Origin of the sequence: Nocardia sp. NPDC020380, from assembly GCF_044386975.1 — a bacterium.
Taxonomy (GTDB): domain Bacteria; phylum Actinomycetota; class Actinomycetes; order Mycobacteriales; family Mycobacteriaceae; genus Nocardia.
In genome coordinates this window covers 273,196-285,417 of sequence record NZ_JBIRVQ010000014.1, presented here as the reverse complement: position 1 = coordinate 285,417, position 12,222 = coordinate 273,196, and the positions used below count along the sequence as shown (strand labels likewise).

11 protein-coding genes are annotated in these 12,222 nt (G+C 67.1%); 10 read left to right on the top strand and 1 reads right to left on the bottom strand.

Translation table 11 applies throughout. From position 1 onward, the window contains the following. The 10 genes from ACH438_RS34920 to ACH438_RS34875 all read left to right on the top strand — a co-directional run bounded on the left by ACH438_RS34920 (window position 1) and on the right by ACH438_RS34875 (window position 9,221). On the top strand, window positions 1-975 hold the full coding sequence (locus ACH438_RS34920; RefSeq protein WP_397013204.1) for a beta-ketoacyl synthase N-terminal-like domain-containing protein: 975 nt from the start codon (window positions 1-3) through the stop codon (window positions 973-975). Further along, a complete protein-coding gene (locus tag ACH438_RS34915) occupies window positions 959-2,161 on the top strand; it encodes a beta-ketoacyl-[acyl-carrier-protein] synthase family protein (protein WP_397013202.1) in 1,203 nt (400 codons plus the stop codon). The genes ACH438_RS34920 and ACH438_RS34915 overlap by 17 nt, the downstream gene beginning before the upstream one ends. Before the next feature lie 44 nt (window positions 2,162-2,205). Next, complete coding sequence (locus ACH438_RS34910) at window positions 2,206-3,165, top strand: beta-ketoacyl synthase N-terminal-like domain-containing protein (RefSeq protein WP_397013200.1); 960 nt, start codon at window positions 2,206-2,208, stop codon at window positions 3,163-3,165. Between the two features lie 3 nt (window positions 3,166-3,168). Further along, window positions 3,169-3,972 carry an SDR family oxidoreductase gene (locus ACH438_RS34905; protein ID WP_397013198.1) on the top strand — a complete coding sequence of 268 codons (804 nt, stop codon included), beginning with the start codon at window positions 3,169-3,171 and terminating at the stop codon, window positions 3,970-3,972. A 70-nt stretch (window positions 3,973-4,042) separates the two neighbouring features. Beyond that, window positions 4,043-4,309, top strand: a complete 267-nt coding sequence (locus ACH438_RS34900) for an acyl carrier protein (RefSeq protein WP_397013196.1) — start codon at window positions 4,043-4,045, stop codon at window positions 4,307-4,309. Next, window positions 4,306-5,061 (top strand): 3-oxoacyl-ACP reductase FabG, encoded by a 756-nt coding sequence (gene fabG / locus ACH438_RS34895; protein ID WP_397013194.1) that lies wholly within the window; start codon window positions 4,306-4,308, stop codon window positions 5,059-5,061. Before ACH438_RS34900 ends, fabG begins: the two co-directional genes overlap by 4 nt. Before the next feature lie 32 nt (window positions 5,062-5,093). Continuing rightward, a complete protein-coding gene (locus tag ACH438_RS34890; RefSeq protein ID WP_397013192.1) occupies window positions 5,094-6,008 on the top strand; it encodes an alpha/beta hydrolase in 915 nt (304 codons plus the stop codon). Then, the gene (locus ACH438_RS34885) at window positions 6,008-7,063 is read left to right on the top strand and encodes an LLM class F420-dependent oxidoreductase (RefSeq protein WP_397013190.1); all 1,056 of its coding nucleotides are present in this window, start codon (window positions 6,008-6,010) and stop codon (window positions 7,061-7,063) included. The genes ACH438_RS34890 and ACH438_RS34885 overlap by 1 nt, the downstream gene beginning before the upstream one ends. 5 nt (window positions 7,064-7,068) lie before the next feature. Next, window positions 7,069-8,289: an FAD-dependent oxidoreductase gene (locus ACH438_RS34880; protein WP_397013188.1), complete on the top strand. Its 1,221-nt coding sequence runs from the start codon at window positions 7,069-7,071 to the stop codon at window positions 8,287-8,289. Further along, a complete protein-coding gene (locus ACH438_RS34875; protein WP_397013186.1) occupies window positions 8,286-9,221 on the top strand; it encodes an ACP S-malonyltransferase in 936 nt (311 codons plus the stop codon). Before ACH438_RS34880 ends, ACH438_RS34875 begins: the two co-directional genes overlap by 4 nt. Here the strand turns inward: ACH438_RS34875 and ACH438_RS34870 are convergent. Further along, the gene (locus ACH438_RS34870; protein ID WP_397013183.1) at window positions 9,211-11,994 is read right to left on the bottom strand and encodes a BTAD domain-containing putative transcriptional regulator; all 2,784 of its coding nucleotides are present in this window, start codon (window positions 11,992-11,994) and stop codon (window positions 9,211-9,213) included. The two genes, ACH438_RS34875 and ACH438_RS34870, sit on opposite strands and share 11 nt — an antisense overlap. Window positions 11,995-12,222: the final 228 nt, after the last annotated feature.

Genomic DNA, 12,222 nt, shown 5'->3' with positions numbered 1-12,222 from the left:
ATGAGTGCAATGATCACCGGAACTGGTTGGGCGATAACAGGTCTCGCCGGTGGTGCCGATCTGCTGGCGCCCGGCTCGGATAACGGCCCGGCATTCGAACCTGACCGCGACATCACCGGGCGGGGATTACGGCACAAGGATCGCGCCTCACGCCTGGCTTTGGGTGCCGCAGAGCGGGCGCTGCGCACAGCGGGCCTGCTTGACGCCGACCTGGACACCGCAGCGGTCGTCGTGAGCAGCAACTTCGGCAATCTGGACACGGTCTGCGACTTCGTGGACACCATCGATGCGGACACGGTGACCGAGATCAGCCCGATCCGCGTGCCGCACATGTCGAGCAATGTGACCGCCTGCTGGGTGGCGCTGGCGCACGGTCTGCGCGGCCCGAATCTCACCCTGTGCAGCGGTACACCGAGCGGCCTGGACGCGGTCGCCTGGGCGCGCGCACTCATCGCAGCCGGGCGGACGGAAGTGGCCTTGGTCATCGGAGTCGAACCGGACACCGCTCCGGTGGCGCGGCTGCACCGGGAGAGCGGCGCCGATCGGTGGCTCGACGGCGCCGTTGCGCTGGTTGTGGAATCCAGTGGTCATGCCCGAGCCAGGGGTGCCGTCGTGTACGCCGTGATTCGCGGCTACGGCCGCACCCTCGACTCGGAATCGGCCGTCCGAGCCGCATTGTCGGAGCCTGGACCGGAATCCTGTGCCAGGGTCGGGCTGCGGCTCGGTGCCGGACCGAGTGACGCGTATCCACGGACGCTGGATCTGACTGCGCGACTGGGCCGTTGCTCCGGCGCACTCGGGGTACTGCAGTGCGCTGTGGGGGCCGAGTATCTGTCCGCGGAGCCGGCGCTCGACGCCGCCGTGCTCGCGGTCGCGGGTGGTCCCGACAATGAGGGCGAGGCCGGTGCGGTAGCCGCGGTGCTCTTGGAAAGTCTCTGTGGCAGAAAGGATTCCGACGGTGGACCGGAGAGCTGAGCCGGACCGGGTCGTGGTGACCGGGCTGGGCGCGATCTCCTGCCTGGGTGGCGGGCAGGCCGCTCACTGGCGTGGATTGCTCGACGGCGGTGCGACTCCGCGCGAGGTACCGCTGCCGCATCTGAACATGCGGGCCACCCGAATGTATCTGACCCCGGACACCGTCGTGCCCGCCGAGCCCGAGCAGCTGGGCGGGGTGCCGCTGGGCCGCGGGCCGCGCATGGCTGTCGCCGCCGCCCTCGAGGCTCTGGGTGATGCGGGTCTCACCGCCGATCGATGCCGGGAGCTGCCGGTGATCATGGGCGTCGAGATGGGCAACGCCGACACACACGAGGCGACCAGGGGCCCGGACGGTATGGGCGGAACAGCCTGGAGCGCACTGACACTCACCGCGGCTGCGGTCGGTGCGGCCATCGGGTCGTCGGCCGGCAATGTGAGTGTCGGCAACGCCTGCTCGGCCGGTGGTTATGCGCTCACGATCGCACTGGACATGATCCGTGCAGGGGAGACGGAGCGAGTATTGGTCGGCGGCGGAGAGGGCGTCACACGGGTCGGAATGGCCGGTTTCGACCGGCTGGGCGCGGCTGATCCGCTGCGCTGCAGGCCGTTCGACAAACAGCGGGCGGGCACCATGTTCGGTGATGGCGCAGCCATGGTGGTGCTGGAGTCGGCCACGGCGGCCCGGCGCCGTGGCGCCCGCCCGTACGCCGAATTGGCCGGGGCCGCATGGAGTTGCGACGCCTACCACCCGACCGCGCCCGATCCGGAAGGACGGCAGGTGGTGCGTGCGATCACCGAGGCGCTGGCCGCCGCGGGGTTGTCGGCGGACGACGTCGCTTGCGTCATACCGCACGGCACCGGCACCCCGGTGAACGACGTGGTGGAGAGCCGGGCTCTGCGACGGGTTTTCGGCGCGCGCACCGACCGGCTGCCACTGCTGTCGTTGAAGGCGATGATCGGGCACACTGCGGGCGCGGCCGGGGTATTCGGTTGTCTCACTGCGGCATTGATACTGCGGCATGCGACCATGCCTGCCAATGCGCCCGTCGACCAGGACCCGGATTGCGACGTCTGGTTGCCCGGCAACGCCCCGGTGCCGTTGCACGAAGGCGCGGTGCTGGTCAACACTTACGCGTTCGGTGGCAACAACACCTCGTTCGTGCTCTGCGGGGCGGGGTGGAAATGACTGTCTCGCGCATCGTTCCGGCGACAGCACACCCTGCCGCGGCTATGGTCGCGGTAACGGCGCTCGGTGTCGTCGCGCCCGGCGTGGACGGGGCCGCCACCGCACTGCGGCCCGGGCCCGTCGCGGCGGATTGGTTCGATCTCGCGACCGCGCTGCCCGGTCGTGGTTACAAGAAGGTCCCCGCGGCCGGCCAGTATCTGCTGGCTGCCGCGCGGGCCGCGCTCGCCGCCGATGACGCGGCGGTGGAGGCCGCCGGTCCCGAAGGCACCGGAGCCGTGGTCGGAACCAACAATGCCGGCGCCGAAGTGCTGGAATCGATGGATCGCACCGTTATCGACACCGGGGCGGAGGACCTGTCGCCCGCCCGCGCGCCGTTCATGGCGATGAGCCTGTTCGCCAGCCGGCTCTCCCCGGAGTACGGAATCAACGGCTTCAACTTGACCACGAACTCACCCGCCACCGCCGGTCTCGACGCCGTCGCCATCGCGGCGCGCGCACTGGCTGCGGGCCGGGCATCGGTGCTGCTGGTCGGCGCTACCGAGGAGGTGCCGCCGGCGGAACGGTTCAACGGACCGGCCGATCGCGGTGCGGCCGTGCTGATCTGTGAGTCTCCGAGTGCGGCCAGGGCTCGCGGCGCTTATGTGTACGGCTGCTGCACGGCGCGTTCCGCCTACTTGGACCCGGTCGTTCCCGAGGTCGCACCGGTGCTCGAACGGCTGCTGAGCGATACCGGGCCGGGAGAACCGGCGGTGGATGCGGTCCTCGATGATTCGCCGGTCGGTGCTGCTGTCGCGAATTGGCTTGCCACACAGGTTCCTTCCGGCCTGTTGACCGTCACCCGGACCGTCCGGGACGCCGGCTGTCTCACACCGATCCGGGTGCTTGCCGGCCGTCTCGCCACCGATTCCGGACCGCGGCGGCGGTTGATTATCGCCGCATCCGCATACGGAAATCTTGCCGCGGTCGCTGTTCTCCGCGGACCCGGCTCACCCGAGGGGAGATGAATCATGCTGGTTCCACTCGAGGGAGCCTGGGCGCTGATCTTCGGTGTCTCCAGCGGGATCGGTCGTGCCGCGGCGCGAGCGCTGGCCGCCGCGGGCTGTCATGTGGTGGGTGTGCATTTCGATCTGGCAGCCGGCGAGGAGCAGGCCGAGGAGCTGGCCGCCGAGCTGCGCGCCACCGGGATACAGGCATGTCTCCTCAACCGGAATCTCACGGATCCGGAGGCGCGCACCGAGATTCTTTCGTTGCTGAGTAATCTGACCGGTCCTGCGGGCGTGCGTGTCGTGTTGCATTCGGTGGCCTTCGGCAGCCTGGTGCCGTTCGTTCCGGCGAACGGTGCGGGACGCGGCGGGGTGATCACGCTGAAGCAGCAGGCCATGACATCGGAGGTGATGGCGCACAGTCTTGTGTATTGGACACAGGATCTGCTCGCCGCGAGCCTGATCGGGCCCGGCTCCAAGATTTTCGCGATGACCAGCGCCGGCGGTGCCCGGGTGCTGGCGAATTACGGCGCCGTCTCGGCGGCGAAGGCCGCCCTGGAGGCGCATTGCCGGCAGCTGGCAGTGGAGCTGGCACCTCGGGGCATCGCGGTCAATGCGATCCGGGCCGGTGTCACCGACACGCCTGCAGTGCGCAAGATTCCGGGTTGTGAGGAGGTTTTGGCGCGGGCCTCCGCGCTCAATCCGCACGGTCGGCTGACAGCGGTCGGCGATGTCGCGGAGGCGATCGTCGCACTGTCGCTGTCGGACTCCTCGTGGGTCACCGGGAATGTGATCGGCGTCGACGGTGGTGAGGCCGTCGTCGGGTAGCAGGGTGGCCGAGCGCCACCCGAGTTTTGAAAAGTTTTTGCTCGCAATATTTTCGAAGGGAATACCGCTCATGTCGAATATCGAAGCCACCGTGCTGGATCGGGAAGAGTTGCGGGCCTTCGTCGCCGACGAACTCGAATTGCCGGTGGAGGAGGTCACCGACACCGCCCGATTCGCCGCCGACCTCGGCGTCGACTCGTTGTCTGCGATGGAGGTGATCGTGGTGTTGCAGAAGAAGTATCGGGTGAAGTTCAGCGAGGACGAACTGCCCGAAGTGACCGGTCTGGGCACCCTGTACGATCTGCTCGCCGGCAAGCTGCGCGCGGCGCGGGGATGAACCGGACGGTCACGGCTGCGCGCCCGGTGGCCGTGGTCAGCGGCGGTTCGAGGGGCATCGGCCGCGCCGTGGCGGAGCGTCTCGCCGCGGACGGATTCGATATCGCCTTCTGCTATCACACCCGGCCCGACGCTGCCGCGGAGGTAGTGGCGGTCGCCGAGCAAGCGGGGGCCAGAGTGCTGGCGCATCGTGGCGATATTGCGGAGCCGGGCGAAGCACGCTCGCTGCTCGAGGCCGCCGAGTCCGAGCTCGGTGAGGTAGCCGCTGTGGTCGCCTGTGCGGGGATTGTGCGGGATCGGCCGCTGGCTCGGATGAGTGATGCGGACTGGACGGATGTGCTGCACACCAATCTGGGTGGCACCTATCAGTTGTGCCGGGCCGCGGCCATGCCGCTGATGCGGCACGGTGACGCCGCGATCGTCACCATGTCCTCGGTCGCCGGCGTCTACGGTAATGCGACACAGGCCAATTACGCCGCTTCGAAGGCTGGCATCATCGGCTTCACCTTGTCGCTGGCCCGGGAACTGGGCCGGTTCGGGGTCCGGGCGAACGCGGTCGCTCCCGGCTTGATCAGCACCGATATGAGTGCGGCAGTGGCCGAGAAGGCCCGTGTGGAGCTGCTGGAACGGATTTCCCTGCGTCGCGCCGGTGAGCCGGCAGAGGTCGCGGACCTGGTCTCGTTCCTGGTGTCGGCGCGGGCTCGCTATATCACCGGACAGGTAATCGGCATCGACGGAGGACTGGTGCTCTGATGATCGATCTTTCCACTACTACGGTTCGCGCAGTGGCCGAGCGGGTCGCCACCACGGTTTCAGCGACGGCGATGGCGCCGGTGGCCGCTGCTCGCCTGGCGTATCTGGTCTGTCATCCACCGCGGCTGGGCAAGCCACCGAGGCTGTCGGAGCTGCCGGTACCGGTGGACCTCACCATCTCGGTATCCGGGCAGTCCGGGATGTTGCACGGCTGGCTGTTTCACGGTGATCCGCACCGTGCAGTGGTGCTCGGGCATTCGATCGGCGCTGACAAGTCGTTCAGTCTCTCGTACGCGAGGTACCTGATCGAGGCCGGATATACGGTGCTGCTCTTCGATTTTCGCAATCACGGTCGCAGTTTCGACGATCGCAGTGTCTCCGGGTTCAGCGGTCGGTTCGCTGATGATCTGGTGGCCGCGGTCGAACATGTGCGTGCGCTGCCGGAATATGCCGAAAGCCGTTGGGCGGTCTACGGGCTGTCGATGTCGTCGTTCGCCGCAGTACATGCGCTGTCACGCTTACCACAGGTCGACGCGGTCGTATGCGACAGCGGCCCGACTGTCGATCCCGGGGTCGCGATCCGGAACCTGATGCGGCAGGGCACCCTTCCGCTGCCGGATGCGCTGACCCGCCGCCCGGCCGCCGACGTGTTCGCGGCGGTGTTCGAACCCCTGGCCGCGTTCAGCATGAGCCGACCGCGGCCGTGGCCGCCAGCGGCGAACGGTCCCGGGTCGGCGACGCCGATGCTGTTCGTCGTGGGTGAGGACGATAAGGTCGTCGATCCGGACGATGTGGCGGCGCTGGCGGCGCCGTTCCCGCGGGCCGAGGTGTTCCGGGTGCCGGGTGCCGGGCATCTCAAGGCGATGAAAGTGGATCGGGCCGGCTATCAGGCTCGAGTGCTGGGATTCCTGGCCGGCAGCCTTGGTGCGCCGGAGACGGTGACATAGTGCGCCTGGGACTCAATCTGCGCTATCTCGGTGTGCGTGGTCGTCGAGATCACGAGCGTATGGCCGGGCTGGCCCGCTCCGCCGAGCAGCTCGGCTATTCCGTGTTGTGGACCGCCGAGCAGACCGGTTCGGATGCGGCGACTCTGCTGGCCTGGCTGGCCGCGCAGACCAGCCGGATCGAGCTGGGAACCGCGGCATTGCAGATGCCGGCCCGCACTCCGGCGATGACTGCGATGACCGCGGCCACGCTGGATGCGGTGTCGGAAGGGCGATTGCGGCTCGGGTTGGGGGTGTCAGGTCCTCAGGTCGCGGAGGGCTGGCACGGGCAGTCGTTCACCGATCCGCTGCCGCGTACCCGCGAGTACGTCCAGGTGGTGCGCGCGGCCCTGGGGTCGAACGGAAAACCGCTGCTCTACCAGGGGGAATATCATCGCCTGCCGATTCCGGGCGGCTCGGGAAAGCCGCTCGGGCTGGGCTTGCGGCCGGTCCGGGAGTCGGTGCCGATCTATCTGGCCGCCATCGGCCCGCGCAATCTGGAGTTGGCCGGGGAAATCGCGGACGGCTGGTTGTCGGTGCTGTTCGAGCCGGAGTCGGCGCCCGCGGCACTGGACCGATTGCGCGCCGGGCGTGGCGGTGACCTCACCGGGTTCGACGTCGCGGTGAGTCTGCCGGCTGTGGTGGGTGACGATCTCGACGACTGCCGGGAACCGGCGCGCGTCTATACCGCACAGTTCCTCGGCGGTATGGGCAGCCGGAGCCACAATTTCTACAATCGGCTCGCCGTGCGCATGGGTTATGGCGAGGCCGCGGCCCGGATTCAGGAGCACTATCTGGCCGGGCGGCTGCGCTCGGCGGTTGCCGCGGTCCCGGATCGATTGGTGGACCGCACGGCCCTGCTCGGTTCCGTGGATCGGATCGCAGACCGCCTGCCCGCCTTTGCGGCCGCGGGGGTGACCACGTTGTCGGTCATCCTGTTCACCCGCGAGCTCGCCGCCGGTCTCGCTACCTTGCGTACGGTGGCCCAGGCATTGGAAAAATCGGGTTTGGGTGAGTGAGCCGCATGTACGACGTGATCGTGGCGGGCGCCCGATGCGCCGGTGCTTCATCGGCAATGCTGCTGGCCCGCAGGGGCTTTCGAGTGCTCATGCTGGAGCGCGGGCGTTTTCCCTCCGATACCCTCTCCACCCTGTACATCCATCAGCCCGGGGTGGCGCTGCTGGATCGATGGGGTCTGCGTGAGCAGCTGGCGGCGACCGGCTGCCCGCCCATCACGTCCGCGCTGCACCAGGTCGGTGAGGTACGGGTGCAGGGCTGGGGAGTACCGGTGGCGGGCGTGGGTGCCGCCTATGCGCCGCGCCGCATCGTGCTCGACCCCTTGCTGGCGGCCGCCGCGGTCGAAGCCGGTGTCGAGTTCCGGGAAGGCTGCGCGGTCACCGGCCTGCACACCGAGAACGGGCGGGTGACGGGCGTGCAATGTGGTCCGGACGGGACGGTGATCGGTGCGCGGCTGGTGATCGGCGCCGACGGTATGCGTTCGACGGTTGCGGCCCTGGTGGGTGCGCCGATCCTGCTGACGCGGCCGAGGATGACCTGCATCTACTACGGTTTCTGGTCCGGCGTCGAGGCCGGTTTCGAGGCGTACGGGGCTCCGGGCCGCTGGGTGGGCTGTACTCCGACTCATGGTGGGCACACCCTGATCGGTGTCTACTTTCCACAGGACGAGTTCCCGTTGGTTCGTGGCCGGGCACTGCAGGCATATCGTGCGGCGATCGCTGCCACCGCACCCGATCTGGACCGCCGGATGGCAGCCGGGCGGCTCGAGGGGCGACTGTACGGTCACGGTGCACAACGTAATTTCTTCCGGCAGCCGGGCGGGCATGGCTGGGTCTTGCTGGGTGATGCTGCGCACCACAAAGATTCGATCAGTGCGGACGGCATAACCGATGCGTTCCGGCAGGCACAGTTGCTTGCCGACCACGTCGGCGGGCTGGGGCCCGAAGGTCTGGCCGATCCGCTCGTCCTGGACGCTGCGCTGCAACGTTATTCGATCGCGCAGCATGCACTGCTCCTGCCCCGCTTCCACGTGACGATGGCGACTGCACGGCTTGCGCCGCATCGCCGGCTCGGCGCGCTGGCGATGATTGCCGACGATCCGGTCCTCACCGAGCGGTTCTTCACCGGCCTTGCCGGTGCCGACCGCCCGCTCGACGACCGCGTCACCCTTGGATGCCCCAGTGACAACGATGTCCTCGCGACTACCGGGAAGGAAGTGCCCACGTGAACGCCACCAGTATCGGAATAGTTTTCCCCGGGCAGGGAACGAAACATGATCTCGTGGAAGAGGCACTGCTGCGTTATCGCACGCACTCGCTGGTGCAGCAGCTGTTCGCCACCTTCGGCGCGTTGGAAGTGGATGATCTGGATCTGTACGACACCGCCGTGTCCCAGCCGGTGACCTACGCCCTCGGTATCGCGGCTGTGGAGACCCGGTTCGGCTCGGGCGTGCGGCTGCCGGTGTCGTTCGGGCACAGCCTGGGTGAGCTCACTGCGGCCGCCTGCGCTGGAATCATCGATGTTTCCAGCGGTTTCGAGCTCGCGCTCAAACGCGGGCGGCTATGCCGCGACCGCAATGTGCACACTCCCGGCGCCATGGTGGCGGTGGTGGCGACGTCGCTCGACGAGATCGAATGGCTGCGCCGGCGCGCCTTGGCAGAGACGCCCGGAATCCTGGAGGTCGCCGGTATCAACAGCAGGCGTCAAGCCGTCCTGTCGGGTGATGCCCCGGTGGTGGCCAAGGCCGTGGAGCTGGCCGAGGAGGATTGTCTGCGGACCGAGCTGCTGCCGATCGGGGGCGCTTTCCACAGTCCGCGCATGAGCGCGGTGTTGCCGGCCTGGCGTCGTGCGGTGGCGGCGGTGAAGTTTCGGCCGGGGCATTCACCGTTCCTGTCGACGATCGACGCGCGGCGGCATACCGATCCCGAAGAGATCCGGGAACTGCTGATCCGCGCGCTGCTGATGCCGGTGCGCTGGAGCGAAACGATGGAAACTGCTCGCAGTGCGGGGATTACCGGCCTGCTGGATGCCGGTCCCGGGCAGACCTTGCTCAAGCTGGCTCGGCGGGATCCGATCATGCCCATCGCGTCGGTGGAGGACTACCAGCCGCGCGTGGGTGTCTCCGGGGAGCGGACCCCGCCGGGGGTGATTACCGGGTGACGTCGAACGGGATCAATTCCGTCAGCGGCATCGAGTAACCGCGCTCGAATTCCGCGAGGAATTCGACTTCGTACAGTTCGGTGCGGCATTTGGCTTCGGCGTATTCGTGTATTTCCCGCCAGGCCCGTGATCCTCCGAACCAGGCCTGTCCCATGGTGTCCCAGCATTGGTGTGCCGCGCCCAGTGCGCGGGCGGCCTTGTGCCCCTGACCGAGGTCCACCAATGTCCGGGCCAGTTGTTCGAAGGCGGTGGCCAGGCCGACCATATCGCGGAACAGGTGTTTGAGCTCCAGCGATTCCAGGGCGAGTGGCAGTGCCCGTTCCAGATTTCCCAGTGAGTAGGTCGCACAGGACAAGGCATAGAGCCCGTATGAGCGTATCCAGTCGTCTTCTACGGCGACACACAGTTGCAGCGCCTGCCGGAGGTATTCGATTGCGGTGTGCGGATTTCCGGAAAGGCAGTGTGCCATGGCGAGTTGAATGCCGCACAGGGTCGACAGGCTCTGATCGCCGCCGTATTCGCGATACCTTTTGAAGGCCTCCTGCAGAACGGATCTGGCCGTGTCCACCTGGTTGCCGATCAGGTGCCCGGATCCGCCGATATGCATGATGTAGGTCATTGTGCGCTGATCGCCGAGGCTGGTGGCCAGTTGCTCGGCCTCGTCCAGTTTGGCGCGTGCCTGGACCCTGTCGCCCTGCAGGAAATCGATGCGGGCGCTGACCCATAACGCGGCGACACGAGCGGATGACCCTTCAGCGGATGCGGCCAGCGCGGTATTGAGCCAATGCTGGCCTTCGGCCGTGTAATCGCATCCCGCCCACAGGAGGTGCAAGCCGGCGGCCAATTCTTGTGCGGCCTGGGTTCGGCCCGGGTAGGTGACGCAATGATCGAAGGCCGCCCGGAGGTTTGCCAGCTCCGTCCGGATTCTGTTCACCTGCTCCACCTGACCGGGGCCGAACCAGGATCGTTTGCTGGTTTCGACGAGCCGCAGGTAGTACTCGCGGTGCCGATCCAGGATCCGGACGTCCTCGCCATACCGGCGCAGGTGTTCCCGGCCGTATTCGCTGACGCTCTCCAGCATGCGAAAGCGGACGCCGACCGAGTGGGCTTCCCTGGTGAATACGGACTTCTCGACCAGATTCGCCATGAGCACGGTGAAATCGGCCGAGCCCAGCGTGTCGTCACGGCAGACGTATTCCGCCGCGGTGAGGTCGAAGGTGCCACGGAAGACGGAGAGCCGTGCCCACAGGATTTGCTCCGCGGGCGAACACAATTCGAAACTCCAGTCGATGGTGGCTCGCAGGGTGTGATGCCGTTTGGGTGCGCTGCGGTGTCCGGAGGCCAGCGCCTGGAAGCGGTCGTTGAGCCGTTGCAGGAGATCGTCGAGGGACAGTACCCGCAGCCGGACCGCTGCCAGTTCGATGGCAAGCGGAATGCCTTCGAGGCGCCTGCAGATCTGCACGGCGAGTTCGCGGTCTTCTACACCAGGTGATTCCAGCCCGCTCACCGTGGATATCGCACGGTGCCAGAACAGTTCGACGGCGGGGTTGTTGTCGATTTCGGGCGGGCAGCTGAGCGGCGGCACCGCCAGGATATGCTCGCCCTGCAGGGTCAGTGCCTGCCGGCTGGTTACGAGCACCCGGAGTTGCGGCAGGCTGCGCAGCAGATTGTCGACGAGTTCCGCGCAGGCGTCGACCATCTTCTCGCAATTGTCCAGGAGCAGTAGCGCATCGGAGCCGGCCAGCCGACTGATCAATTGCCCCAGCAATGTCGGTGCGGTGCGGTTGCGGATATCGAGAACTTCGAGGATTTGGTGGAGGAGTAGGTCGGGTTGGTCGAGTAGGGCCAGGTCGAGGTACCAGACTCCGTCCGGGGTGGTGCCCGAGACGCGGCGACCGACTTCCATGGCCAGCCGACTTTTCCCGACACCGCCGACTCCGGTGAGGGTAACCAGGCGGGAGGATCCCAGGAGTGTCACCAGCGTGGACAATTCACATTGCCGTCCAACGAAACTGGTCGGCGGGATGGGCAGGATATTGCCGGCTTGCCGGGGCTGCACGGCCGGCGGCGCGATGGGCTCGTCCAAGATTATGGCCGGGAGTGGTGCCGAGATCCCGACGAATTCGCCGTTGAGGATCGCGGTCTGCAGACGTTGCAGGTCGTGGCCGGGTTCGATGCCGAGTTCCTCGCTCAGGATCGTACGCGCCCGCTGGTATGCGGAGAGTGCTTCCGCGCGCCGCCCGGAGGCGGCGAGCGTGGTTATCAACAGGCCCCAGAAGCGTTCCTGGAAGGGAGAGTCGGCGACGAACTGCTCCAGCTCGCTCACGATCGCTTCGTGTTCGCCGAGTAATATCTTGGCTTGGAACTTGGTTTCGAGCATGCCGGTGCGGAGTTCGGTGAGCCGGGCGGATTCGGCGCGGGCCCATTCACTGGGCCGGCAGTCGGCGAGCGGATCGCCGCGCCATACCTCCAATCCGCCGGTGATGGCGATGATCGCGGCTGCCGGGTTTCCTGCGGTGAGCAGGTCTCGGGCGGATCGAGCGGTGCCCTCGAATATGTGGGCGTCGGAGTCGATACTCGCCGGCAGCGCGTACCAGCCTCCGTCGGTGGCGGCGAGTCCCTCGAACCCGGCCGCCGACAGCTGCGCTCGTAGTCGGGTGAGATGGCTGCGCAGGGTGTTGGCGGCGGTACGCGGTGGATTGTCGTCCCATAGTGCGCGAATCATCGTTTGCCGCGAGATCGGTTCACCTGGGCGAATGCCCAACCGTGCCATCAAGGTTCGCGGTACGCTGCCCTGCAAGTCCATCGGCCCGCGCGGCCCGTCCACTTGCACCTGACCGAGCAATCGGATGATGGGATGTCTTACTGGCTCAGTCTGCGAAGTCCTGTCATTTGGTTGTGCCACCCGGCCTGGCCCCCCTGGCGCTATGTGTCGCTGCGGATCTCGGAATCGTATGCCCCATGATAATTACAACCACGGTCCGGGCAAGTCCACAGTTCA